Here is a 25,846-nt window from a genome sequence, read left to right as displayed (position 1 = left end):
AGAATAGCTATGATAGAAATAGTATTAAGACCTTGGAGAGGGTCTATAAACACTACTACTTTATAATACGAGAGAGGTAACTTATGGAGAAAATGTTTATGCGAGTAAGCGAAGTCATGGAGGCGCTGGATGTTTCCGAGTCTTATGCTTACAAATTGATCCGAAAACTCAACAAAGAACTGGAAAAGACAGGGTGAGTTACGATTCCCGGCAGGATTGACCGCAAGTTCTTTTATGAACAGTTTTACGGTACACAGTCATACGAAGGGAGGAATTAGAAGTGCCGGTATACAAAACTGAGAAAAATGGAACTTGGTACGCAATGGTGCGCTATAAAGACTGGAAGGGGGAGCGTAAGCAGAAATGCCAGCGTGGGTTTGCTACTAAGCGGGAGGCGCAGGAGTGGGAACGGCAGTTTCAGTTGCAGAAACAAGCAAATATGGATATGACGTTAGAGAATTTCTGCAAGTTGTATGAGGCAGATGTGCGTCCACGATTGAAAGAAAACACATGGCTTACTAAGGAAAGCATTATTCAAAGCAAAATTCTTCCTTATCTGGGGCAGAGAAAAATGTCTGAGATCACGGCAAAAGATGTGATTGATTGGCAGAATGAAATGCGTAACCAGAAAGGGAAAACAGGTAAGCCCGTATCTCCCACCTAAATGAAGCTGGGAGAATTGCCATGCTCAATGAGGGTTTCGGGAATGTGGAGTTGAGCGAGGCAGAAATGCAGACGCTAATCTGGCTTGTAAAACGGGCGGAAAATACTGTGGCGAATGTAGTCTCTGCGATCCGAAAGGCGATGACTTCGGATGCAAGCGGCGGGAACTGCAGCCCCGTCCGTAGGGCGGGAAAAGCCCCCGGCAGGGCGCAAAGGCAGCTTTTGATGGACGGAACGACTGTCAAAAGTGCTTTTGCGTTACTTTCGACGAAAGTAACAAAGCTTATGCGCCGTATCCGGCGCTGATTACTACCCGACAAGGGAGAAAGGAGAGTTATTGAAGAGGACAATCAGCTTTATGACAGGGAAAAGGAGGAAAAAATCAAAGAACTGAAGGAAGAGTATCAGAAAGCTCTGGAAAAGCAAGAAAAATCCCGGTCAGACACAGATCCTGAAGAAGTGTCTGCCGGATCTATTCCGGCAGAGGGCTTTTGGAACCTGACAGAGGTGTCTGTGAGGGCGTGTTATCAGGATACATATGACGGAGGGCGTTCATGATCAGCCGGAAGGTGAGCTGGGCCATATATTGAGGCGTTTCATCGGTATCGGAGGTCAGCCAGGTTTTTACCAGACCGATGCAGCCGGAAAGACAGAAAGAATAGGAATATTTCAGGTCTTCAATAGTGTCCGGAAAAGTCCGGCGCAGTACGTTAAGACTGTGGGTGGAAATCAGATTTTCAATGCGATGGATAAACGCGATATCCCCGTTTGGCCCCAGCAAGGCGCTGCAGATATCTTTGTTTTCTGCCAGGATCTGAAAAATATCCTCAATAAAAGGAAAGCTGGATTCGTTAAAGGGACTGACCGGATGATTCTGAATGGTCTGGCGGATCTCTTCCAGCAGTTCTTCTTCAATGGTGGAAAGCATATTGAAAATATCCGTATAATGGAGATAGAAAGTAGAACGGTTGATATCCACTTCCTCCACCAGTTCTTTTACAGTAATTTCTTTAATACTTTTTTCCTGCATAAGTTTTGCAAGCCCGGCTCGAAGCTGGGCTTTTGTTTTGCGGATTCTCCGGTCAGTTTTTTCTTTCATAGATTTCTCCTTTCGAAAATATAAAAAAATTATAAACCATAGACACTAGATAGACATTTTGTCTATTAATAGACGCAACGAAGCATTATTGTCGGTTGTAAGGTATTTATAACCCTAGTATAATGTAGTATGTGTAAATAATCAACATAATATCTATTAAACTATAACTAGTTACGCAGACAGAAAGGAGACAGGAGAATGCTGAAACTAGAGTGGAAAAAGCTGCTGAGTAATAAACTCATGTTGGTAGTTATTGTTGCGATTATTGCAATTCCTACCATTTATACCACCCTTTTTCTGGGATCCATGTGGGACCCTTACGGCAATATGGACAAATTGTCCGTGGCTGTGGTGAATGAGGATAAACCGGTAGAATATGAGGGAGAAACATTAAACATAGGAAAAGAAATGGTGGAGAATCTGAAAAAGGACGGTTCTCTGAAATTTTCTTTTACAGATAAGGAAAGGGCCCGGCAGGGGCTGAAAGACGGAAGTTATTATATGGTCATTACCATACCGGAGGATTTTTCAGCCAATGCAGCCACCCTTACCCGGGAAAAACCTGAAAAAATGGAACTTTCTTATGAAACAAACCCGGGTACCAATTACATTGCTTCTAAGATGAGCGAGACAGCTATGGAGAAAATCCAGAGTTCTGTCCGGGAAGAAGTTACCCGCACCTATGCAGAAGTGGTTTTTGAACAGATCGGTAAGGCCGGGGACGGAATGGAGGAAGCGGCAGATGGTTCCGGGAAGCTCCAGGAGGGAACCCGGGAACTTGCCTCAGGAAATGAACAGATCGAAGAGAATTTACAGGTTCTGGCAGATAGTACTCTGGTATTCAGAGATGGCAGTCAGACCCTGGAAGAGGGACTAAAGACTTATACAGATGGAGTAACAGCCGCAGACAAGGGAGCACGTGAACTTCAGGATGGGGCCAGTGAACTGAACAAGGGGACGAAAACCCTGGACAGCGGGGCAAAAGAACTTGCCGGCGGAAGTGAAAGCCTGGATGCAGGAGCCCAGTCCCTGGAAGAGGGCATGGGACAGTTAGAAGGAAAGATCCCGGGACTTTCTCAGGGAGTCCGGGCATTATCCCAGGGGTCTTCCCAGCTTGCCGCAGGTGTCAAGACAGCGGGAGAGGGAAGCAAAAGTCTGAAGGCAGGAGCTGAACAGACAGACAGGGGTCTTGCATCTTTACAGGAAGGACTGGATCAGCTGAACAGTGCAGCATCCCAGCTTCCCGGGCAGACACAGAAACTTCAGGAAGGTACAAATGGGGTTTATGAAGGGGCAGCTCAGCTTTCCCAGGGAATGAAGCTTCTGGAAGAACAGGCAGTCCCCGGCATTTCTGCCAGTATTGATCAGGTAAACGGACAGCTGCAGGATGGAGGAAAACAGGTTTTTGATTCTGTGAAAGAGGGCGCGGACCAGTTAAAGTCCAGTACCGATCAGCTCCTTGCGGGGATTCAGGGAACGGAGAGCATGTCCCAGGAAACAGGAAGTGGGGACCAGCTGGGCGATACTTTAGAGGGGAATGCCCAGGAAGCCGGAAACCAGGCAGAGGCAGCCCAGGCTGCGGCAGAAAATCTGGGAGGTGTGGAAAGTACAGACGCCTCTTATTTAAGTGATTCCTTGCAGCAGGCAATTGATTCAGGAGATATAGATGCAGTGGCATCCGTTGCCTGGGAGGCAGTGGCAGCTGCACAGCAAAACGCCGATGCAGCCAATGAGGCGGGAAGCCGTCTCCAGGAAGCTTCTCAGGCTCTTGGGAACAGCAGTGCCGCCCTGTCTCAGGATCAGCAGACCATGGCAGAGGCAGCCCGGCAGGCCCGGGATATGACCGGGGCCGGTTTGGCAGGGGAAAATTCTACAGACCTGAGCAGTGTGGTAAAGGGGCTTCAGGCATTATCAGAAGGTCTGGGACAGTTGTCTGCTCAGACAGAAACAGCCGGAGAACAGTATCTGGCAGGAGTGGACAGCGGCATGGAGCAGCTGAAGAGCGGAATCGGCACACAGGTTGGAGACAGCCTGTCTCAGCTGAGGGAAGGTGCTGACCGTCTTACCCAGGGAAGTGGAGAAGTGAACCGGGGAGTAGAACAGCTGACTGAGGCGGCACCTGCACTTGCCGGCGGAATCCAGAGTGCAAAGGATGGAGCCGGAGCACTGAAGACACAGGGAACGGAAGCACTGGTACAGGGAGCCGGGCAGCTGGATGAGGGATTTGGCCGTCTGGTACAGGGAAGTTCTGATCTGGATAAAGGAGTACAGGAAATGCAGGGACAGCTTCCGGCTCTTTCCCAGGGAGTAGAACAGCTGTCCCAGGGAACAAAGGATCTGAAACAGGGAACCGGAAGTCTGAAGACAGGAGCCCAGACCCTTTCTCAGGGAGCAGGAACTCTTTCGGCGGGTATGGATACCTTGGTAGCCGGAACCAGCAAGTTGTCCCAGGGAACCGGCCAGCTTACTGCAAACAATCAGGCTCTTCTTGGAGGAGCGGTACAGCTGGAGGACGGAGCCTCCCAGATCAGCAGCGGAGCTTCCCAGCTTCATGACGGAAGTAAAACTCTTGGATCCGGGATTGAACAGCTGGCGGAAGGAACTAGGACTTTAAAAGACAGTCTGGCAGATGGGGCAAAACAGATCCGGGATACGAATAAAGGAGAAGATACGGCGGATATGTTTGCAGCTCCTGTGGAAACAAAAGAAACACAGATCACCAGGGTAGAAAATAACGGCCATGCCATGGCCCCCTATATGATGTCTGTGGCACTTTGGGTAGGCTGTATTGCCTTTAGTCTTATGTATCCGCTGACAAAGTACAGCGGAAAGCTGAAATCCGGTCTGGCCTGGTGGGGAAGCAAGGCATCGGTACTGTATCTGATTGCCCTGCTCCAGGCAGCGGTGATGATCTTTATGCTTCATCTGTGTGACGGTTTTGAGCCGGTGGAAATGGGGAAAACCCTGGCGGTGGCCTGTCTGGCTTCGGTGGCTTTTATGTCTGTGATGTATTTCTTTACCAATACTTTTGGCAAAGTGGGAAGTTTCCTGATGTTGGTATTTATGGTGATCCAGCTAGCAGGTTCTGTGGGAACCTACCCCCTGGAACTGTCCGGAAGCTTTGTCCCTTATCTTCATGACTGGGTACCGTTCACTTATACGGTGGAAGCCTTCCGAAGTACCATATCAGGAGGAGAAAGTATTCAGGAAGCCGTAATATTCCTGACCGTTTTGTGGATCGTCTTTACCCTGCTGACCATTCTGGAGTTCCAGATCCGGACCCTTAAGATGAAAAGAGGAAAAAGGACTCTGGATAACTGGTTAGAGGAAAAGGGACTGGCATAAGAGAAAAAAGAAGGGAAAGGACTTTGTACTGCCTTTGAAAAGACAGTGCAGGGTCTTTTTTTTTCGGCCATCCATACACTATAATTTATATGAGGTATGATATGGACAGACAGCGGGAACGGAAGCCTCCGGGATTTTTCTGCAAACACCCTCCCCGGACAGTAAAAGGATAAGAAGGTATCATTGGAATTGTATGAACAGATAGGAGAAAAATGGAGGGGCCTATGGAATATAATAAGGAACAACAGGAAGTCCTGATCAAGGACTTTATTGATATGCTTTTTGTGCAGAGAAACTTGTCATCCAATACCCTGTATGCCTATAAAAATGACCTGCAGAATTTTTCCAGGTGGCTGGAAAGACGGCATTACGGGGATATCAATGACCGGAGCATCTATGAATATTTTTTTATATGCAGAATGAGATAGAATTAGCACCTCGTTCTATCCGCAGAAAATATGTTTCCATTCAGCAGTATTGTGATTATCTCAGAATGGTTTTGAACTTAAATGAGATTTTCTTCCGGTTCACGGCCAGAAAATTTCAGTTGCCAAGGACATTGCCCAGGACCTTATCCAGGGAAGAGATTAAAGAGATGATCCTGGCGGCTACTTTCCAGTATCAGCAGGCCCGGTCGGAATATAAAGAAAGACTGGCTGCCCGGAATATGTGTATAATCGAGCTGCTTTTCTGTCTGGGGCTTCGGGTGGGAGAACTGTCCGCTCTGGATATGGCAGATTACCGGCCGGAAGAGAATACAGTGCTGATTCATGGAAAAGGGAGAAAGGAGAGTTATTGAAGAGGACAATCAGCTTTATAAAAGGGCAAGGCTCTGTCAACCACAACAGCAGAAAATTTCATGCAAAGAATACGGATCCGAAACGGAGTCACTGGAATGTGGAATACTGCAATCAGGATATTCAAGAAATATACCATGAATTATTTGATGAGGCACTTGAAAGGTATAATGTAAAGCAGACAAGGAAAGATCGGAAGATTGAAAATTATTATGAAAAAATCCGTTCTGGAAAGCAGGAAAAACCATTTCATGAGATAATCCTTCAGATTGGAAATAAAAATGATATGGGAGCGGAAACGCCTGATGGACAGATTGCAGCAAGAATATTGGATGAATATATGAAAGGTTTTCAGGAACGAAATCCTGCCTTGCGTGTGTTTTCCGCTCATCTCCATATGGATGAGGCAACACCGCACCTGCATATAGATTTTGTACTATATACAACTGGAAGTAAGCGTGGATTGGATACAAGGGTGTCTTTGAAACAGGCATTGTCGGCACTCGGTTTTAAAGGCGGTACAAGAATGGAGACAGAGTTAAATCAGTGGGTGGTGGCTGAAAAGCAGCAGCTTGCCTCAATTATGCTGGAGCATGGGATCGAATGGGAGCAGAAAGGCACACATGAAAAGCACTTGTCTCTGTTGGATTTTGAAAAACAAGAGCGGGCGAAGGAAGTGGCTACGCTTGAAAAACAGAAAGCCGGATTTGGAGGAGCATAATGCCACTATGCAGGAGGTCAATGAAGAATGGCTTGATCAGTTGCAAAATATTGAACGGGAAATATCCTCTGCACATGAAAATTGGGAAGAGGTTGATAAACAGGCAAATCAGGTTAAGAAAAAGGCAGCTTAATATGAGAAAAAGCTGACAGAGATTGCGCCTATGGTAAAAGATATGGAACGATTTGCAGAAAAATATTCTTCTGATCTAAATGAGGTATTGCCGGAGGCGGGAACCCTAGAAACAGGAAAATCCTACCGGGAGAAAAAAGCAAAGCCGTTGGTAAAGAAAATCGTACAAGTTATGCGCTCTGTTTATTCGGCATATCTGGAGTTTACAAAGCTGCAAGCGGCATATAACAGGGAACGGAGTGGAAATGAGCGGTTGACAAACAGGCTGGAAGAAGTCTTGGCGGAAAATCGGGAACTGCGGATAGTGGCGGCGGATTTTGGACGTATAAAGGCGGCTGTCGGTTCTGAACAGGTGAATGTTGTGATTAACCGGACGAAACAACAGGAACGGATAGAAGCTGAGCAGAAACGGGCTACGAGGAGAAAGCATAGCAGGGACGCCCGATGACAGGAGAGGGCTGGGGAAATCCCTCTTAGCTGTCATGTAATAGACAAAAAATGATTGAAAAATGCAATATTAAATTGAAAAGTGAAATATACCGTGGTATACTTAAAAAAATAATATGAATAGACAGGAGGCTTAAAGATGGCGGTCTCTTATAATAAATTATGGAAAATTTTAATAGATCGAAATATGAGTAAAACACAGCTTATTAAGACAGCAAAAATCAGTACGAATGCAATGGCAAAATTAGGAAGAAATGAAGATGTTCGTGTTGAGGTATTAGTGAAAATTTGTGGTACTTTAGAATGTTCATTAGATGATATTATGGATATATTTCCAGAATGATTGAGGTGTGGGAAATGAGTGAAATGATGAATAAAGAAAATTTTTCTTTAGAGGACAATACAGTCTTGCAGATGCTGAAAACAAGCGGAAACTTTGAAGTTGCCCCTTGTGATGGCCAAATTAACTTTGAGGACTCGAATCGATTTAGGAAATTAAAATTAAGTTCGGCACAAAAAATGCACATTAGTGCATTTATGCAAGGTGTGTTGCCGGCAGTATCAACAGGAGCTATGACAAATGCGTATGTGGTTAAATTCCCAGAGGGACTCCCTCATACACTTACTGCTTTGAATCAAGGCGGTGTAGGATCTATGATTAGAGAAAATGGGAAATTTGTTGGTTCTGCTTCATTTTATTCTATGTCAACGCAGGCAGCGATAATGGGGACTTTTACCGCAATGTCAATTGCTTCTGGTCAGTATTTTCTTTCGCAAATCAATAATGAAATGCGAATGATGAATATGAAGTTAGATGAAATCCTTGAATTTTTATATGGCGATAAAAAAGCAGAATTAATGGCAGAAATGAGTTTTATCAAATACGCTTATGAGAATTATTCATCTATTATGTCTCATGAGGAACAAAGAATTGCAACAATAACAAGCCTTCAGGAAGCTAAAAAAGTTGCTATGAAAGATATTGAATTTTATATTAATGATTTAGAAACGACAATATCTAATAAAACGAAAGATTATGCAGAACTGGAATCTAGAACAGAAAAGTCATTTCAAATTAAAGAATGTCTTGAACTCTCCCAGCAACTATTCATAATGAGTAGCATGATGGAAGTTTATTTTTCTCAAAATCAAGACAGGGAATACTTGGATTCCATCGAAAAAGATATGCTTGCATATATTGACAAATGTGATAAAAGGATGTTGGGGAGTTTTAGTGCCTTAAAGGGTATTATCAGTGGATATAAGGCGAGACCGATGGAGAAGATTGATAAATCTATTTGCGAAAAGCAAGTAGGAAATTTGGTTGATTCTTTGAATGGTGGAGAAGAATCGGATATGCGAAAAGTTGTTCGACTAGCACTGCATGCTTCGATGAAAAAAACAGAGTACTATTTAGGTAAAGAAGGAGAAGTTTTTGTCAAGGCATAATTGAGAAGATACAAGTTGTGGAGGTGAGAGTATATTAAGATAGTTATAGAATGTGACTGTGGAAATAAATTAGTAGAGGAAGTTCCAACAAGGAAATATATGCAATTAAGGGATAACTTACAGCGGCATCAATTTAGTTATGAAGGCGAAGAAATTAAAGATGGGAAGCTGAAAGAAATACGAATTAAATGTGAAAAATGTAAAAATTGGATTATCCTTGGATTAGATTGAGAGTGGAGTGGAGGAATTAATAGTATGGCAATAGAGAATTTGATTGAAAATGTAGATAGTCAGATTATAAAAATCAGAACAAAAAGTTTAGATGTATCATTTAATGAATTATATGATATGTATAAAAATAAGGAATTGACTATTTCGCCAGACTATCAGAGACTTTTTAGATGGGAGGAAGAAAAACAATCACGCTTTGTGGAGTCATTAATTCTGGAAATGCCGGTTCCTCCAATTTTTGTTATTGAGGCAGATGAAGGCGTGTATGAATTGATTGATGGTTTGCAAAGGATATCAAGTTATTTGCATTTTAGAGGGGAAAGACTGGGAGAAACAGAGAATGACTTTTTAGTTTTACAAGGGTGCGATATAGTTGACGATTTAAATGGGTTGACATTCGAAAAATTACCGAAGGCTTTGCAGATAAAGATAAAAAGAAGTTTTGTTCGTATGGAAGTCATAAAGAAGGAAAGTGAAACTTCTTTAAAATATCATATGTTTAAACGATTGAATACAGGGGGCGAAATACTGTCTGCTCAAGAGATTAGAAATTGTACAATTAGATTACTGGGAGCTAAGGGAATTAATTTTTTGGAGGAATGCAGTAAGAATGCTGATTTTCAATCTGTTATTAAGAGAATTGCATCGGATAAAATAAGGACAAGATATGATCAAGAACTTGTTTTAAGGTTTTTTGCCATAAAAAACGATATTGATAATTATAAATATCCGGTAACAGAGTATTTAACAAGATATCTGGAAAAAATAACAGAAGGGAATATAACTTTTGACTTTGATGAAGAGAAAAAAGTTTTTGAAAAAACGTTTGGATTTATAAAGGAATATTTAGGTGAAGAAGCTTTCTCGGGAAAAACCAGTAGCGGTATTATTAGAAATGAATTTGTACTCTATTATTTTGATGGAATTACCGTTTCTGTTGCAAATTTGATTGGGAAAATTACGGAATGTGATTGCGTTCAAAAAGTAGTGGAAACCATTAATGAGACTAAATATGGACCAGAACTTCAATCGTATAAAACAGGAAGCATTAATGGGGTGAAAACGAGAATAAGGCTGTTTACGGAAGGAGTTGAAAAAGTTCTTGACGGCAGATGAATTTAGAGCGGCGCTTGAAGCGGAACTGGCTTGGCGTCAAGAAGAACTTGCCTTTTTTAAAAATCAATTGAATGAAATTTCCGAAGAAGAAAAAAATAAGTACAGAAAAAGTCTGGTACTAATATTATACTCTCATATGGAGGGGTATATAAAAATTTGTCTACAAACCTATATACAATATATAAATTCGCAAGAATTAATCCGCAAAGATGTTAAGACAGGATTAATTGTTGCAAGTATGCATAAGGAGTTTATTGCATATGAGAATTTGGAACGAAAGAGTGAGTTTTTTCGTAAAGAGTTACCAGATGATACACGCCTACATCGTTTATATCGCCGTGTTGATTTTATGGAAAAGGTAGATGATTTTAAAGAACAAAAATTAAATATTGAGGATCAAATAATAGATACAGAATCTAATTTATGGTACATAGTATTGCAGAAAAATTTATATAAAGTTGGATTGCCTATAGATTTGTTTGATGGTTATCAAAGCGCTATTGATGCACTGGTAAATCGTAGAAATTCAATAGCTCATGGAAATTTCCGTTCAGGAGTAACAGCAGAGGAATTTTCTAATTGGGAGACTAAAGTGTCTGATGTTTTATCGGGAGTAACAAGATTACTCTATGATTATGCTAATAATAAAAAATATTTAGTTTAAAAACTTACTAAATTTCTGATTATCTTTTCATAAGCTGGTAAATGTCGGTATAGCCTGTATTTTAGGGCTTTATCGGCATTTTCCTTTTGGAAGATACTCTGCATAAGCTGGCATTTACCAGCATGAAAATGCAACCAAAAGTAGTAAATGAGTAGTACAATCACCGATTTAAGAAGCAAGAGCCAGCCTTTCAAGTTCTGCTTTCGCTGAATTGAAAGTACCGTGTGCATAGTACCCTAATGTCATGGTGATGTTTGCGTGTCCCTCTTAACAATTAAGCTTGACATTTACCCCTTCTCCCCGGTATCCCCCTCTCGCAGGGCACATCCACCTGGCACTTCCCGCAGCCGTAGCGCATCTTCTGACTTGGGCCGCAGACTGCCCGGGTATTTTCATTTATATAGGCGGAGCAGAGCGTGTGATCCTTGCCAGCCAGCCAGCCCTTTGTCCTGTCGATGGCCTGGGCCGGACAGTTGCGCTGGCATTTCCCGCACATGATGCAGTAGTCTGTGAGTCCCTCGTAGGGGCGTTCTGTAATGGGAAGAGCGCAGGAGGTAATGACGCTGCCAAAGCGGCCGGCTATGCCCTTCCGGGTGATGAGGCCCTTTGAGAGGCCAAAGGTTCCCAGGCCGCAGATGTAGGCTGCGTGCCGCTCTGACCAGTTGGACACGTAATCGGCCACCATTCGGAAGCGGGGATCCAGGGAGGGACAGACGGCCGCGTAGCCTTTCTCTTCCAGGATGGAGCACAGCTCTCGGCCCACGGCGGCTATCATCTCCTGGCCCTCGATGCGCCCGTGAAGCCACTCATCTGCCGGACGGATGCCGGCTTTTGCATTAGCTCTCCGGACCTGGTCCGTGAAGGGGAAGAAGTAGGAGATCACGGTTCTGGCTCCGGGCAGCCAGTCCTCCGGCAGCAGGACATCCGGGTGCATGACCTGAGGCTTTTTCCACGTGTGGAAGAGTGGGTCATGGGCGTCCCCAAAGCCGAAGATGGGAGCGTCGTAAATGGGCATGCCGGCCAGCTCCTCCCGTATGGCATCCTCCGGCTTTATGCGGTTCCAGCCGCCGGCGAGGATTTTCTGCTCCAGCCTGTCTGTGATTTCTTTTTCTGTGATCATATCCGCAGCACCTCCTGGTAAAAATTCATCTAAATGGATCTTCCTATACGTCAATATGAATATCCTCTTTCTATAAATATATCATATAAACAGAGAAAAATAGAAGACAAAGCTCTTCTGGTATGAGATCATGTATATGGATCATATGTACGGCAGATACTGAAAATACAAAAAGGAGGCGGCAAGCATGTGTACCTGTATCACATACGAAAATGGAGATTTTTATTTTGGGCGAAATCTGGATCTGGAGTATTCCTTTGGCGAACGGGTGGTCATCACGCCGAGAAATTTTCCCCTCACATTCAAAAGGATGGAACAAATGAGTCATCATTACGGCATGATCGGCATGGCGGCGGTGATGAGAGAGTATCCCATGTACGCCGAGGCGGTCAACGAGAAAGGACTTGGTATGGCGGGGCTGAATTTCCCGGGAAATGCCGTCTATCCCAGGGAGAGTAAAAAGAAATACCAGGTCACTCCCTACGAGGTGATCCCCTGGATACTGGGGCAGTGCTCCTCTGCGAGGGAGGCTGTGGAATATCTGAAGGAGACAGATCTGGTGGGCCTTCCCTTTGCGCCGGAGGTGCCCCTGGCGCCGCTGCATTTCATGCTGGCGGACCGGCAGGAGGCATGGGTGGCTGAGCCGATGGAGGAGGGGCTGGAGCTTTATGAAAATCCCTTCGGAGTGCTGACAAATAACCCGCCATTTCCCTTTCATCTCATGAATATACGGCAGTACATGAACCTGACAGCCCGGGCTCCGAAGAACCGGTTTGGCGAGGGGCTGGACATGGAGCCCTTCGGGCAGGGGATGGGAGCCATCGGACTTCCGGGGGACGCGTCTCCGGCCTCCAGGTTTGTGCGGGCCGCCTTCCTAAGATGGAACTCCAGGGCGCCCCGGGAGGAGTCGGCAAATGTGTCCCAGTTTTTCCATATCCTTGATAATGTGGCTATGGTGAGGGGGATGGTCCTGACAGAGGAGGCGCGGGAGGACATCACCACCTACTCCTGCTGTGTCAACGCATGTACCGGAGTCTACTATTTCAAGACCTATGACAACCACAGGATCCAGGCAGTGGATATGAGAAGAGAAGACATGAATGGAAGCGGGCTGATTTCCCATGAGCTGCCACTGGGGGAGGATATTCGGATTTTGGATTCGGATTTTGAAAAGAGATTTTTGGACAGACGGGCCGATGTGTGATAAAATCAGAGGGCAAAGATAAAAACGCAACGCGGGAGGCGTCAAGGGAGCGCAGGTTTGAGCTGAAACAGCAGAAAAAGAAGGAGAAGCATAAGGGCAGGTGACACTGCCCGTTTTCTCTTTGAGATGAAAAAAGCAAAGGAAGAGCAGAGGATGACTGAGAAAAGAGCAGAGAATACGACTGAAAAAACGACCAGGAAGATGACCGTGAAGACGACCGAAAAGGAAAGCGGCCGCACAGAAGAGCGGTTTGAGATCCGCTTGATCCGGCGGCCGGAGGTCCGGGAGGCAGCGGAGGCAGAGCGGCTGTGTTTCCCGCCCAATGAGGCGGGGGCCAAGGAGGTCGTAAGGGACAGGGCCTCCCTGGCGGGAGAGCAGTTCCTGGTGGCTGTGGACAGAGAGACGGGGAAAATCGCGGGCTATCTGAATGGCCTTGTGACAGAGGAGTCCACCCTGCGGGATGAATTTTTTAAGCAGACAGAGCTCCACGACCCAAGGGGAGCCAATGTCATGATCCTCAGCCTGGGGGTACTGCCGGAATATCGCCGGCAAGGGCTGGCCTCGGAGCTGATGGCCTGCTATGTGAGGCAGGAGCGGGAGCGTGGACGCAGGATGCTGGTTCTGACCTGTCTGGAGGAAAAGGTGGAAATGTACCGGAAGATGGGGTTTGAGGACAAAGGCATGTCCCAGTCCTGCTGGGGCGGCGAGAGCTGGCATGAGATGACATACATCCTGTGATAAAACATAACCTTCGGTTAAAAAAACTTCCTGAAAATTAAGAACCGTTCAATATACACCCGGATATCCGTCTGCTACAATAACAGTAGTGAAGGCCTTCGCAATAAAAATGAGGAGGAACAGACTGTTATGCAGATGAAAGATGTGATACGAAGAAAACGCAGGGAATTCAATCTTACCCAGGAGCAGATGGCGGAGTATCTGGGCGTGTCGGCCCCCGCTGTGAACAAGTGGGAGAGCGGCGCCACCTATCCGGACATTTCTCTTGTCCCCGCCCTGGCCCGGCTTTTGAAGACAGATCCCAACACGCTGATGTGCTTTCGGGAGAGCCTGACCCGGGAGGAGATGGCAAAGGAGATGAACGAGGTGGCCCTGATTTCCCAGGAGGATGGAATAGAGGCAGCCGTCACCCGGGTCAGAGACCTGGCGGAGGAATATCCCTCCTGCGGGGAGCTCCTGTGCCAGCTGGCCACTATGCTGCGGGGGCTTGTGATCCTTAGGACGGCAGGAGACGAGCTGCGGCAGGAGTGCCAGGAATATGCGGTCCGGCTGTACGAGAGGGCGGCAAAATGTGATGCCCCTGTGTCCGCGGACCGCGCCACATATGCGCTGGCCTCCCTCTGTATCCAGGAGGAGGACTATGAGAGGGCGGAGGAATACCTGCAGCGCCTTCCCGAGTACAGTTCGCTGGACAAGAGACAGCTGCAGATTTCTATGTATATGAAGCAGGAGAAAAATGAGGAGGCCGCCAGGCTGATCGAGCAGAAGCTGAATGGCTCCGTCGTGGAGGTCTATCTGCTTCTTAACAATCTGGCCACTGTGGCTGTGCGGGAGGGTGACCGGGAGCGGGCCCGGGAGATTGCCGGCTACGGGCGGAAGGTGATGGAGGCCTGGCAGTGGGATTACAGCGGCCTGTCCCTGGAATTTACGGTGGCCGTGGAGGAGAGAGACGGGGACCGCTGCGTGGAGATGCTGCGGGAGATGCTGGACTCCCTGTCCAGACCGCGGGATATGGGAAAATCCTTCCTTTTTGCCCACATTGCCACGAAGGAGCTGGATCCCGATTTTGGAGGGCAGATAAAGGATGCCCTCATGACGGCCATTGAGAAGAATGAGGAGTACGCATTTTTAAGAGAAAGAGAAGATTTTCAGGAGCTTTTCAGAGGCTTAAGAAAGAGGTGACAGAAACGTGAAGAGAGCAGTCAGCATTATTGCAAAGGGAAGCTATCACATTGGAGGGAAAAAGGTGACCATTGAGGGGAGCGCCCCGATTCAGACCAGCTTCTGGCCCGGGGGCCCGCCGGTGACCTACGACCCCAACGGAGATTTCCAGGCCGGGCAGATGTACGTGCAGTACACAAGGCTGGAGGATCCGGTGGTGCCTTACCCGGTCTGCATGATCCACGGAGGCGGCTCCTCCGGCGCGCTGTGGGAGAGCACTCAGGACGGGAGACCGGGATGGGAATTCCGCTTTCTCCAGAACGGCTTCAACGTCAATGTGTCTGACGGCGTGGAGAGAGGGCGGTCCTCCTGGGCCCAGTTTCCGGAGATCAACCAGGGCCCGCCCATGTTTAACAGCTACGCGGAGCGGTGGACTACCTACCGTCTGGGGCCGAAATACGGTGTCCCCTACGAGGGAAGCCGGTTCGACTACAGCAAATACGACCAGTTCATGAAGCAGCATGTGCCCAGATGGACCACCTCCAACGCCATGGTGCAGGCGGCCTACGACGAGTACTTTGCCAGCATGAAGGAGGGCATGATCGTCATGGCACATAGCCAGGGCGGACTCTTTGCCCTGGAGGCTGCTCTCAAAAACGCGGAAAATGTCAGGGGCGTCATCCTGGTGGAGAGCTCCTCCAACATGGACGTGGACAAGGTGGACGTTTCGCCCTTTAAGGATATACCGTTTCTCTTTGTGTATGGAGACTTCCTGGGCGAGGAGTACTGTATCGACGGCTACAAGTGGCCCGGCGCGTTCGCCTGGGAGGACAGCATGCGCAGGCTTCACGAGTGGCTTCTGGAGCTGGGAGGGGACAGCACCTGGATGTCTCTGCCCGAGATGGGCATAAGAGGAAACACCCACGCCCTCATGATGGAGGACAACAGCGACCAGATTGCGGATCTCATCTGCGGGTGGATGAAGGAGCATATCCGCTCTGATAAATGATCCTTTTTTCTGAGCGATATGTTATAATATATGTATTTAACAAGAAGAAAGGGGACAGGAGGGCCGGTGCGCTCTCCTGCGGAGAAGGTTATGAAGAGTTTACTGATACTTGGGGCCGGCGGATTTGGCCATATGATCCAGGAGACCGCGCAGCTTCTGGGATATGGGAAGGCAGTGTTTCTTGACGACGCGGTGAGGGAGCCGGATGTGGTGGGAAAATGCTGCGACTACGAGAGCTTTCTGGGACAGTATGACACGGCTGTGGCGGCCCTGGGAGACAACAACATGCGCCTTTACTGGACAGAGAAGCTGATGGAGGCGGGGTACAATGTGCCGGCCATCATCCATCCGTCGGCGGTGGTAAGCCCCAGTGCATCTATCGGAAGAGGGAGCTTTATTATGCAGAGGGCTATTGTCAACACCCACACAGTGGTGGAGCACGGAGTCCTCATCAACAGCGGCGCGGTGGTGGATCACGACTCCTACGTGGAGCGGGGCGCCCACATTGGCCTGGGGAGCGTGGTGAAGGCGAACTGCCGCATTGCCTCAAAGGTGAAGGTGGAGGCCGGGGAAGTGATCTTCTCCACCAGAAGGAAGATTGACGGCGTGGAGGACAGAAATCTGGAGGATGCCATCTACGCCTTTGGCTTTGGCAACCGTTGCAGCTATGTGAAGCCCTTTGGAGCCGGCCACATCAATGAGACCTACGCGGTCTACATGCCCGACCAGGATGGTGATGAGCTGTCCTATGTCCTACAGAGGGTGAACAGCAACGTATTTAAGGATCCGGCCGGAGTCATGGACAATATCTTTGGCGTGACCGAGTATCTAAGAAATGTGATCCGCAGGGAGGGAGGAGACCCGGATCGGGAAACCCTCTCCTACATCAAGACAAAGAGCGGATGTAACTACTTTGAGGACAGCGAGGGGGAGCCCTGGAGATGCTACAATTTCATCCCGGACTCTGTCTGCTACCAGCTTGTGGAGAAGCCGGAGCAGTTCTATCAGTCCGGCAGCAGCTTCGGCCATTTCCTGAAGCAGCTTTGCGACTATCCGGCATCCAGATTAAATGAGACGATCCCGGATTTCCACAACACGGTCAAGCGGTTTGATGCCTTCCAGGTCGCCCTGAAACGGGATCTGAAAAACCGTGCCGCTTCCTGTCAGCCGGAGATTGATTTTGCGCTGGCCAGAGAGAAGGACTGCGGTGTGCTGGTGGAGCAGCAGAACGCAGGCATCCTGCCCCTGCGGGTGACCCACAATGACACAAAGCTGAACAACATTCTTTTTGACGAGAAGACGGGGAAAGGGCTGTGCATCATCGATCTGGACACCATCATGCCAGGACTTGCGGCCAATGATTTCGGTGACTCCATACGCTTCGGCGCCGCCACGGCAGAGGAGGACGAGCCCAATCTGGATCTGATGCACTTTGATATTTCCCTCTACGAGCTGTATGTGAAGGGGTATCTGGAGGAGACGAAGGACGTTCTGACTGAGGCGGAGATAAAGAGCCTTCCCTGGGGGGCCCGGCTCATGACGCTGGAGTGCGGCATTCGCTTCCTGACAGATTATCTCCAGGGAGATACCTATTTCAAGACAGATTATCCGGAGCACAACCTGGTCCGGGCCAGGACACAGTTCCGTCTGGTGGATGAGATGGAGCAGCAGTTTGACCGCATGCAGGAGATTGTGGAAAAGTATACAAAATAGAGATACAGAATAAGAAATACAAAATAAAGACAAAGGAGAAGAGCTCTCTTGAGAACCTTGCTTACACAGGTTCCCGGGAGCTCTTCTCCTTTCTGCTTTATGTGGAATAAATCCCGTTTACAGTAATCTTTTTGAAAAAGCGGGAGAGACCGAGGGTCACGGTGTCGGCCGTGCGCAGCGGCTCCCGGTAGATCAGGACCTCGCCAAAATCGTGGGCGAAGCTCTGAAAGCCATTTTCTTTCAGGGAGGCCGCCTCATCCGGATCGGCAAACCTTGCCGATATATTCAGCATCGGGCCGCCTCACGTGGCGCACACATGAGGGCTGATCAGGATGTGGCTAAGTCCCTTTTCCTTCATGTGCTCGGTCAGCCGTTTATCCAGCTTCACTTTCATGATCATCCATCCCTTCTGTAAGTATTATTGTAACTGTATTGTACAGAAAAAACAAAAGGAATTCTGTGACAAGGTTACACTTTCAGAAAGAGCGCGGTCTGAAGGCCTGGTTACAGCTGATTTGCAACTGATTTGCAGCCGATCTACAGCTTCTCCCCTGTCAGCATCTCGTATGCCTGCAGGTACTTGTCAATGGTCTTCTGCACGATGTCGTCCGGCAGAGTCCAGTCATTGTCCGGGTTGGCTTTCAGCCAGTCGCGGGCAAACTGCTTGTCAAAGGAGGGCTGTCCGTGTCCCGGCTCATACCCCTCTGCGGGCCAGAAGCGGGAGCTGTCCGGTGTCAGCATCTCGTCGCCCAGGACAATGTTGCCTTCCTCGTCCAGGCCGAATTCGAATTTGGTGTCCGCAATGATGATCCCCTTTGTCAGCGCGTAATCAGCGCATTTCTTGTAGAGGGCGATAGTGTAATCCCGGAGACGGGCCGCGTACTCCTCGCCTTTTCCCGGGAAATATTTCTCCAGGTGGGCAATGCTCTGCTCGTAGGAAATGTTCTCGTCGTGGTCGCCGATCTCTGCCTTTGTGGACGGTGTGTAGATGGGCTCAGGCAGCTTGTCGGACTCCTTCAGGCCCTCGGGCAGCTTGATGCCGCACACAGTGCCGTCCTTCTGGTAGCTGGCCCAGCCGCTTCCCGTGATGTAGCCCCGGACAATGCACTCGATGGGGAGCATTTCCAGCTTGCGGCACATCATGCTGTTGCCGTCAAATCTGGGCTGCTGGAAGAACTCCGGCATGTCCTTTACGTCTGTGGAGATCATGTGGTTGGGCAGGATGTCCTGGGTCATATTGAACCAGAATTTGGACATCTGTGTCAGCACAGTCCCCTTCTTGGTCACTTCATTTTTAAGGATCACGTCAAAGCAGCTGATGCGGTCTGTCGCGACCATGATCAGGCTGTCGCCGTTGTCGTAGATCTCGCGTACTTTTCCTTCTTTGATTGGCTTCATATTCGATACCTCATTTCTATGATCTGTTGATACTAAAGAGATTATAACACAAAAATTATTATTTGCTCTAATTTTTACATATTCTTTTATTAGCTTTTATAATAAGTGCTTATAATCATGCCAATAACGCGCCGGCAGTCGGATTGCCCTCTTGTAAATCAGTCCTGTTGTGATAAGATAGAGACAGAAAAAAGAAAAGGAAGGTGTCTGATATGACCAGAGAAGTAAAAGACTATGTGACAGAGAAAACCCATGAGCTGATGGAGGCACAAACCTGCAGCAAGGAGGCAAAGGAGGCTGCCCAGGCATGGCTTGACGCTGTGGGGACAGAAGGGGAGGCCGAGGAGACAAAGAAATATATCGCTGAGCTGGAGGCGGACATCATGCCTCTGGACAACCTGATCGCCTTTGCGGAGTCTGACATGGGCGCCAAGGTGTTCGGAGACAATGCGGGAGGTGTGGCAGAGCACGGAAGGGAGCTCAAGGCTGCCGGGAAAAAGTACTGTGATTGTCCGGCCTGCGCGGCTGTGGAGGCTATCCTGGCGAAGAAAGAGGAGATGCTGGCCTGATCAGGCAGGGCAAACGTATCTGAAGCTGGGAGAAAAACCGGAACTGCGTTTCCCAGTGGAAACCAACTGAAACAGGAGCGAGTATGTCCGGCTGATATCGGACAGCCGCTACGCCTGTCCCTACTACCGCAGCGGGGACGATTACAGGATAGTGAGAAAACAAATGTAAATCGTATGAGGGGATAAAAAGCAGATTATGAGAAGACAGGGAAGACAGGGGAGACATTTCTCCGCAAAGAAAAAAGCGGCTCTGACATGTTTGGGTATCCTGCTGGCGGCGGCTCTGTGCGCGGCTGCCTGGATACTCTTAAGAGACACTGGCCAGGAGAAATCGAACATCGTCAGGACGGAACAGGAGGATCCGGACAGCGCAGCTAAGGGGCAGACCTCGGAGGGCCAAGCACCAGATGACCAGACCCCGGAGAACCCATCCCCCCAGGAGCAGCTGGAAGCCAGGGTGCAGGAGACGCTGGACGGCATGACTCTGGAAGAAAAGGTGAACCAGCTCTTTATGGTGACGCCGGAGCAGCTGACAGGCGTGGGCACAGCCGTGCAGGCTGGGGAGGCCACCAGGGCGGCTCTTGAGCAGCACCCGGTAGGGGGCGTGATCTATTTTGCCCAAAATCTGCAAAACCCGGACCAGACCCGGCAGATGCTGGCCAATACCAGTCAGTACGCGGAGGAAGCAGCCGGCTTTCCTGTCTTCCTCTCTGTGGACGAGGAGGGAGGACAGGTGTCCAGGATCGCCTCCAACTCCGCCTTCCAGGTTCCGGTCTTTGACTATATGAGCCAGGTAGGGCAGCGGGGAAATACACAGGAGGCCTATGACATCGGCAGCCAGATCGGAGCCTACCTGCGGGATCTGGGATTCAACATGGACGCGGCGCCGGATACGGATGTGCTGACAAACCCTGCCAACGAGGTGGTGAAATACCGCTCCTTCGGGGCGGATCCTCAGCTTGTGGCCTCTATGGCGGAGGCGGAGCTGCAGGGCCTTCGGGATCAGGGGATCATCGGCATGTACAAGCACTTCCCGGGACACGGGGGGACCACGGCGGACTCCCACCAGGGATATGCCTATGTGGAGGAAAATCTGGAGCAGCTCATGAGCCAGGCGCTGGTCCCCTTCCAGGACGGTATAGACAAGGGAGTGCCGGTCATTATGGTGAGCCACATTGCCTGTCCAAACGTGACGGGGGACGATACGCCCGCCACACTGTCCTCTGTGATGGTTACGGATGTGCTGCGCGGTCAGATGGGATTTGACGGAATGGTCATCACAGACGCTCTCAATATGGGGGCCATCACCCAGCAGTACTCTTCCGCCGACGCGGCGGTGAAGGCACTGCAGGCAGGCGTGGATATGCTGCTTATGCCGGAGGACTTTGAGAGCGCGTACCAGGGAGTGCTGCAGGCGGTCAGCGACGGACGGCTGACGGAAGAGAGGGTTGACCAGTCTGTGGAGAGGATTTTGAGGATCAAGCTTTCCATGTGAGCTTTTCAAGAGTCTTAAAAGTAAATAAATACACAAAGAAAATCCACTGTATCTTTTAATTTTAAAGGTACAGTGGATTTTCAGCTTATTCCATCCATTGGAATTTACCTCCTTATTTACTTGATATCTATTTGAAACTATTATCTCAAATAGTGAATTTTCTGATTTAAATTACGTTCCCATTGGTCCTTACCTCTTTCATTAGTTTCGTTAAAAAATTGGTTTTAAGATTAAATCTTCGGTGGTCCGTCCTCCTTTCTTTTGATGTCATTATAATACATCACAAAAGAGAAAATGTCAATAGAAAAATCAGAAAAAATAAAAGAAATTATAAAGATAGCAGATTTAAACAAATGTAAAGAAGAATAAAATTTTTAATTAATATATATAATTCAAAATTTTCAGACAAAATGGGGCATCCCCAGGAATGGGGACGCCCCTGTGTAAATACAGATCTGGCCAGCGGCTCCGAAAGCTAGCTTTCTGAGTCAGCAGCTGCCTGGAGCTTCTGTATAAGTGAAGCCAGCTCATTCTCCGACAGACCGGAAAAGCTCTTGAAGGAGCGAAGGGGAGAGTTCTCCAGCATCTTCAGCGTCATTTCCGGGGTAATGGCCTCGGAAGCGACCTCTGAGGAGTTGTCCCCGCCTCCGATCATATCTGACGCAAGATCCTCCATCATGGAACGGATGACAGGAGCGGTGCGCTCGTCTGCCAGGAGCTCGGCCACGGTGGTGTTTCTGTGGACGTGGAAGGGAAGCCTTGTCTCTGTGACAAAGCGAACCGTCTTTTGGAGGCGGATATCCCTTGAGGAGGCTCCCACCAGGATCTGGTAATCGCCGGTCGCCGCATACCAGTCGTGGATCCGGGTGTTGTACCAGGCGAAGCTGCGCTTGTCCAGTGCCATTTCCACGGTCTTCTCCTGCCCTGGCTCCAGGAAGACCTTGGCGAAGCCCTTCAGCTCCTTCACCGGCCGGTCCGCCGCTCCTGTCAGATCCGAGACATAGAGCTGTACGATCTCCTTTCCGGCTATGTCCCCTGTGTTTTTCACCTTGAGGGACACGGCCAGCGTGTCGCTGTCCGAGAGCTGATCCCGGGAGAGCTTAAGGTCGCTGTACTGGAAGGAGGTGTAGGAGAGTCCATGGCCGAAGGGGAAGCGCACGTCCATCTCCTTCTTGTCATAGTACCGGTAGCCCACGAACACCCCTTCTTTGTACTCTACTGTCTGCCCGTCTCCCGGGAAGTTCAAGTAGGAGGGATTGTCCTGAAGCTTTAATGGGATCGTCTCCGCCAGCTTCCCGCAGGGATTGGCAAGGCCGAAGAGGAGGCGCACCTGGGCCGCCCCCACCGCCTGGCCGCAGAGGTAGGCCTCCAGTATAGCCTTCACATCGCCGGCCCAGGGCATCTCCACGGGGGAGCCGTTGTGGAGGACGACGACGGTGTTTTTCTGCACCCGGAGGATTTCCTGAATGAGCTCGTTCTGGCACTTTGGCATCCCCATGTGAGCCCGGTCGTAGCCCTCGGATTCAAAGGCGTCCGGAAGGCCGGCGAAAATGACCGCGATGTCCGCCTCCTCTGCCACCCTTACCGCCTCGGTGAGGAGAGCCGGATCGGTTCTGTCCTCCTCTACATTGTAGCCCTGGGCGTAGGTGATCTTGGAGGTGATCTCCGGTATCTGCCCGGCCGCCTCCAGAGCCCCCGTAATCTTATAGGAGTTGATGTGGGAGCTGCCGCCGCCCTGGAACCGGGGCTTCTCGGCAAATTTCCCAATGAAGGCGATCTTCTTTCCCTCCTTCGGAAGGGGGAGAAGGCCGTCGTTTTTCAGGAGGACCATGGACTCCGTTGCAATCCTTTCCGCAAGGCGGTTATGCTTCTCCATGTCAAAGTCACCGGGTCTGCGGCCGTCCGCGAATTTAAAGATGATCCGAAGGATGCGCTCCACAGCTCTGTTCAGGACAGCCTCGTCCAGGGTTCCATTCTTGACAGCGGCCACGATCTCCGCGTCCGTGTGCCCGCCGCTGGCAGGCATCTCCAGATCCAGTCCGGCGGCCAGTCCCCTGACTCTGTCGTTGACAGCGCCCCAGTCGGACATGACATAGCCCGCAAAGCCCCACTCGTCCCGCAGGACCTCTGTCAGAAGCCAGTGGTTTTCGGAGGCGAAGGTGCCGTTGATCTTGTTGTAGGAGCACATGACAGTGTCCGGTTTTCCCTCCTTGATGGCTGCCTCAAAGGCGGCCAGGTAGATTTCCCGGAGAGTCCGCTCGTCAATCTCTGAGGAACAGGACAGGCGCCGATGCTCCTGATTGTTGGCCGCAAAGTGCTTAATGGAGGTGCCCACATTTTTGGACTGCACGCCCTGGATGTGGGCGGCTGCCATCTGGGAGGCCAGGTAGGGATCCTCGGAAAAGTATTCAAAATTGCGCCCGCACAAGGGAGAGCGCTTGATGTTGACCGCGGGGCCCAGGATGACCGACACATCCTCCGCCTGGCACTCGTCCCCCAGAGCCTCCCCCAGCTCTCTTAAGAGCTCCCGGTCAAAGGAGCAGGCAGTGGCGCAGGCTGTGGGGAAGCAGACGGCCTTGATGCTCTCGTTTGCCCCCAGGTGGTCTGCCTTCTCGTTCTGCTTGCGCAGGCCGTGGGGGCCGTCGCTCACCATGACCTCCGGGATGCCCAGGCGCTCTACGCCCTTCAGGTGCCAGAAATCCTTGCCGGAGCACATGCCGGCCTTCTCCTCCAGAGTCATCTGGCTGACAATGGATCTGATATCGTGTCCCATATAAAGTACCATTCCTTTCTGAAATGCCGGCGGACGCCGGCGCTGCTTTTTCTTCTAAGATAGCATAAAGATGTGGGAAATGATAGATGAAAATTTGCGGATTGCGGGCAGGGAGGATATCCTATAAAATAGAGGACAGATTGACGCAAAAGCGAGGAAGAAGGAGAGAAAAAATGATCAGATGGAACAATGACTACAACCACGGGGCGCATCCCGCCATTTTACAGGCGTTTATGGACACGAACAAGGAGAGCTACGCAGGCTACGGCCTGGACGAGTGGTGTGAGCGGGCGGCCGGTGAGATCAAGAAGCACCTGGGAGGCGCGGATGCGGATGTCCACTTCATGCTGGGCGGCACTCAGGTGAACTACACTATGATCGCCGCGGCGCTGCGCCCCTACCAGGGGATCATCTGCGCGGATTCGGGACACATCCAGGTCCACGAGACCGGGGCGGTGGAGCGCACAGGGCACAAGATCCACGTGGTACCGGGGGTGAATGGAAAGATCACGGCCCAGGCTGTGGAGAGGGAGGCGGAAGGCTACCGGTCAAGTGATGTCCAGGAGCATGTGACCCAGCCGAAAATGGTATTTCTGTCCTTCCCCTCCGAGTACGGGACTATTTACACAAAGGGGGAGCTCTCGGACATCAGCAGGGTCTGCCGCAAGTACGGACTGTACCTGATGGTAGACGGCGCCAGGATGGGCTACGGACTGGGCGCTGAGAAAAATGACGTGACACTGGCTGACATTGCGGCCGCGGCGGATATTTTCTACATTGGCGGCACAAAGTGCGGGGCCATGGTGGGGGAGGCTGTGGTCATTGTGAACGAGGCGCTGAAGGGGCATTTCCGCAGCTACATGAAACAGAACGGGGGCCTGCTGGCCAAGGGCTGGGTGCTGGGGCTCCAGTTTTACACCCTGTTCAGGGACGGCACCTACTTTGAGATTACAGAGAGGGCGGATCGGTACGCCATGGAAATTCGCCGGGCCTTTGCAAAAAAGGGCATTGAAGTCTACATCGACAGCCCCACAAATCAGCAGTTCCTCCTGCTGACAGAAGAGCAGAAGGAGCTGCTGGGAAGAAATCATATTTTTGAAAATCAGTTCCGGATGGAGGACGGCCGTTTCTGCGTCCGCTTCTGTACGAGCTGGAGCACAGAGGAAGCGGACGTACAGGCCCTCCTGAAGGATATCAGGGCTCTTTAGCCGGAGATCCAGCCGCCGTCCACGGTCAGGATGTCGCCATTTACATAGCTGGAGTCATCGCTGGCAAGGAAGAGGGCGGCGGAAGCGATCTGCTCGGGCGTCCCCTGGGGCGGCGCGTAGGAGAGGATGTTCTTCACCCGCCCGTAGCCGTTGGGGTTGGGCATGCCCATGGAGCCGGCAATCTCTGTGGTGATGCCGCCGGGGGCGATGCCGTTGCAGCGGATGTTCTCCGGGAAATACATGAAGGCAGTGTTCTTGGTCATAGACAGAAGAGCGGCCTTGGAGGCGCAGTACAGCGCGCCCGCGCAGGCCCTGGTGGCGCCCACGGATACGACGTTGACGATGGCGCCGCCGTTTCCCTGTGCCTGGAATACCTGGATAGCCTTTCTCATGGCGCACATGGGCCCGTACACGTTGACCTTCATGACCTTCTCATATTTCTCATCGGTCACCTCTCCCATGGGGCTCATGTCGTCCATGACGCCGGCGTTGTTGATGAGCACGTCCAGCTTTCCGAACTCCTCAACAGCCTTGTCGATCATGGCCTCATTGTTCTCCTTCAGGGTCACGTCAGCAGGGAAGGGTACGACTTTGCCGGGGGCGTCCTTCAGCTCCTCTGCCAGGGCGTCCAGACGCTCTTTTCTTCTGGCCACGGCCACCACATTTCCTCCTTCCTGCGCAAAGAGCTCTACAATGGCTTTCCCCATACCAGAGGAAGCGCCGGTCACCACGATGGATTTGTCTTTTAATTTCATGGAAATCCCTCCTTTTTTCTTACTATTTTCATACTACTC

General features: G+C 49.9%; 22 protein-coding genes and 2 pseudogenes. 18 read left to right on the top strand and 6 right to left on the bottom strand.

Annotated features, from left to right (window positions below):
• Positions 1-280 precede the first annotated feature (280 nt).
• Positions 281-619, top strand: a pseudogene (locus FGQ86_RS12340) (Arm DNA-binding domain-containing protein); the annotation flags it as partial.
• Between the two features lie 516 nt (positions 620-1,135).
• On the opposite strand, the gene FGQ86_RS12335 reads toward FGQ86_RS12340, so the two are convergent.
• The gene (locus tag FGQ86_RS12335; RefSeq protein WP_138304325.1) at positions 1,136-1,762 is read right to left on the bottom strand and encodes a TetR-like C-terminal domain-containing protein; all 627 of its coding nucleotides are present in this window, start codon (positions 1,760-1,762) and stop codon (positions 1,136-1,138) included.
• A gap of 198 nt (positions 1,763-1,960) precedes the next feature.
• Here FGQ86_RS12335 and FGQ86_RS12330 point away from each other — a divergent pair, with 198 nt between their 5' ends.
• The 9 genes and pseudogenes from FGQ86_RS12330 to FGQ86_RS12295 all read left to right on the top strand — a co-directional run bounded on the left by FGQ86_RS12330 (position 1,961) and on the right by FGQ86_RS12295 (position 10,664).
• Complete coding sequence (locus FGQ86_RS12330) at positions 1,961-5,107, top strand: YhgE/Pip domain-containing protein (RefSeq protein ID WP_138304323.1); 3,147 nt, start codon at positions 1,961-1,963, stop codon at positions 5,105-5,107.
• A 547-nt stretch (positions 5,108-5,654) separates the two neighbouring features.
• On the top strand, positions 5,655-5,906 hold the full coding sequence (locus tag FGQ86_RS12320) for a tyrosine-type recombinase/integrase (protein WP_171031564.1): 252 nt from the start codon (positions 5,655-5,657) through the stop codon (positions 5,904-5,906).
• Between the two features lie 17 nt (positions 5,907-5,923).
• Positions 5,924-6,595, top strand: a pseudogene (locus FGQ86_RS16730) (plasmid recombination protein); the annotation flags it as partial.
• The gene (locus FGQ86_RS16725; RefSeq protein ID WP_347562517.1) at positions 6,591-6,758 is read left to right on the top strand and encodes a hypothetical protein; all 168 of its coding nucleotides are present in this window, start codon (positions 6,591-6,593) and stop codon (positions 6,756-6,758) included. The pseudogene FGQ86_RS16730 and the gene FGQ86_RS16725, both read left to right, overlap by 5 nt.
• A gap of 30 nt (positions 6,759-6,788) precedes the next feature.
• Positions 6,789-7,205 (top strand): hypothetical protein, encoded by a 417-nt coding sequence (locus tag FGQ86_RS16720; RefSeq protein ID WP_347562516.1) that lies wholly within the window; start codon positions 6,789-6,791, stop codon positions 7,203-7,205.
• A gap of 138 nt (positions 7,206-7,343) precedes the next feature.
• Positions 7,344-7,547 (top strand): helix-turn-helix transcriptional regulator, encoded by a 204-nt coding sequence (locus tag FGQ86_RS12310; RefSeq protein ID WP_138304317.1) that lies wholly within the window; start codon positions 7,344-7,346, stop codon positions 7,545-7,547.
• Between the two features lie 14 nt (positions 7,548-7,561).
• Complete coding sequence (locus FGQ86_RS12305) at positions 7,562-8,653, top strand: hypothetical protein (RefSeq protein ID WP_138304315.1); 1,092 nt, start codon at positions 7,562-7,564, stop codon at positions 8,651-8,653.
• 255 nt (positions 8,654-8,908) lie between these two features.
• Positions 8,909-10,000 carry a DUF262 domain-containing protein gene (locus tag FGQ86_RS12300; protein WP_138304312.1) on the top strand — a complete coding sequence of 364 codons (1,092 nt, stop codon included), beginning with the start codon at positions 8,909-8,911 and terminating at the stop codon, positions 9,998-10,000.
• Positions 9,987-10,664: an MAE_28990/MAE_18760 family HEPN-like nuclease gene (locus FGQ86_RS12295; RefSeq protein WP_138304310.1), complete on the top strand. Its 678-nt coding sequence runs from the start codon at positions 9,987-9,989 to the stop codon at positions 10,662-10,664. The genes FGQ86_RS12300 and FGQ86_RS12295 overlap by 14 nt, the downstream gene beginning before the upstream one ends.
• Before the next feature lie 274 nt (positions 10,665-10,938).
• Here FGQ86_RS12295 and FGQ86_RS12285 read toward each other — a convergent pair whose 3' ends face one another.
• Entirely contained in the window at positions 10,939-11,784 is an 846-nt protein-coding gene (locus FGQ86_RS12285) for a 4Fe-4S binding protein (RefSeq protein WP_138304307.1), read from the bottom strand.
• 187 nt (positions 11,785-11,971) lie between these two features.
• Here FGQ86_RS12285 and bsh point away from each other — a divergent pair, with 187 nt between their 5' ends.
• The 5 genes from bsh to FGQ86_RS12260 all read left to right on the top strand — a co-directional run bounded on the left by bsh (position 11,972) and on the right by FGQ86_RS12260 (position 17,609).
• Positions 11,972-12,988 carry a choloylglycine hydrolase gene (bsh, locus tag FGQ86_RS12280; protein WP_138304305.1) on the top strand — a complete coding sequence of 339 codons (1,017 nt, stop codon included), beginning with the start codon at positions 11,972-11,974 and terminating at the stop codon, positions 12,986-12,988.
• Positions 12,989-13,141: 153 nt separating this feature from the next.
• A complete protein-coding gene (locus tag FGQ86_RS12275) occupies positions 13,142-13,726 on the top strand; it encodes a GNAT family N-acetyltransferase (RefSeq protein WP_347562515.1) in 585 nt (194 codons plus the stop codon).
• A 129-nt stretch (positions 13,727-13,855) separates the two neighbouring features.
• Complete coding sequence (locus FGQ86_RS12270; protein ID WP_138304302.1) at positions 13,856-14,908, top strand: helix-turn-helix transcriptional regulator; 1,053 nt, start codon at positions 13,856-13,858, stop codon at positions 14,906-14,908.
• Positions 14,909-14,915: 7 nt separating this feature from the next.
• Positions 14,916-15,896, top strand: a complete 981-nt coding sequence (locus FGQ86_RS12265) for an esterase (RefSeq protein WP_138304299.1) — start codon at positions 14,916-14,918, stop codon at positions 15,894-15,896.
• Positions 15,897-15,986: 90 nt separating this feature from the next.
• A complete protein-coding gene (locus tag FGQ86_RS12260; protein ID WP_138304296.1) occupies positions 15,987-17,609 on the top strand; it encodes a phosphotransferase in 1,623 nt (540 codons plus the stop codon).
• 97 nt (positions 17,610-17,706) lie between these two features.
• On the opposite strand, the gene FGQ86_RS12255 is transcribed toward FGQ86_RS12260, so the two are convergent.
• Positions 17,707-17,901 carry a hypothetical protein gene (locus FGQ86_RS12255; RefSeq protein ID WP_033125147.1) on the bottom strand — a complete coding sequence of 65 codons (195 nt, stop codon included), beginning with the start codon at positions 17,899-17,901 and terminating at the stop codon, positions 17,707-17,709.
• Positions 17,902-18,146: 245 nt separating this feature from the next.
• The gene (locus tag FGQ86_RS12250) at positions 18,147-19,049 is read right to left on the bottom strand and encodes a phosphoribosylaminoimidazolesuccinocarboxamide synthase (protein ID WP_279230601.1); all 903 of its coding nucleotides are present in this window, start codon (positions 19,047-19,049) and stop codon (positions 18,147-18,149) included.
• A 170-nt stretch (positions 19,050-19,219) separates the two neighbouring features.
• Between FGQ86_RS12250 and FGQ86_RS12245 the strand changes: the two genes are divergently transcribed.
• Positions 19,220-19,576 carry a molecular chaperone Hsp90 gene (locus tag FGQ86_RS12245; RefSeq protein ID WP_138304291.1) on the top strand — a complete coding sequence of 119 codons (357 nt, stop codon included), beginning with the start codon at positions 19,220-19,222 and terminating at the stop codon, positions 19,574-19,576.
• Positions 19,577-19,772: 196 nt separating this feature from the next.
• A complete protein-coding gene (locus tag FGQ86_RS12240) occupies positions 19,773-21,071 on the top strand; it encodes a glycoside hydrolase family 3 N-terminal domain-containing protein (RefSeq protein ID WP_138304288.1) in 1,299 nt (432 codons plus the stop codon).
• A 475-nt stretch (positions 21,072-21,546) separates the two neighbouring features.
• Here the strand turns inward: FGQ86_RS12240 and FGQ86_RS12235 are convergent, their stop codons facing one another.
• Positions 21,547-23,844, bottom strand: a complete 2,298-nt coding sequence (locus tag FGQ86_RS12235) for a glycoside hydrolase family 3 C-terminal domain-containing protein (protein WP_138304286.1) — start codon at positions 23,842-23,844, stop codon at positions 21,547-21,549.
• A 173-nt stretch (positions 23,845-24,017) separates the two neighbouring features.
• Between FGQ86_RS12235 and FGQ86_RS12230 the strand changes: the two genes are divergently transcribed.
• On the top strand, positions 24,018-25,052 hold the full coding sequence (locus FGQ86_RS12230; protein ID WP_138304283.1) for an aminotransferase class I/II-fold pyridoxal phosphate-dependent enzyme: 1,035 nt from the start codon (positions 24,018-24,020) through the stop codon (positions 25,050-25,052).
• On the opposite strand, the gene FGQ86_RS12225 is transcribed toward FGQ86_RS12230, so the two are convergent.
• Positions 25,049-25,807, bottom strand: a complete 759-nt coding sequence (locus FGQ86_RS12225; RefSeq protein ID WP_138304280.1) for a glucose 1-dehydrogenase — start codon at positions 25,805-25,807, stop codon at positions 25,049-25,051. The genes FGQ86_RS12230 and FGQ86_RS12225 overlap by 4 nt on opposite strands.
• Between the last annotated feature and the right edge of the window lie 39 nt (positions 25,808-25,846).

Source organism: Clostridium sp. BSD2780061688st1 H5, from assembly GCF_005845155.1.
Taxonomy (GTDB): Bacteria; Bacillota; Clostridia; order Lachnospirales; family Lachnospiraceae; genus Claveliimonas; species Claveliimonas intestinigallinarum.
Note: the sequence above shows the minus strand (reverse complement) of the source record. Positions and strands in the feature narration are given on the sequence as shown.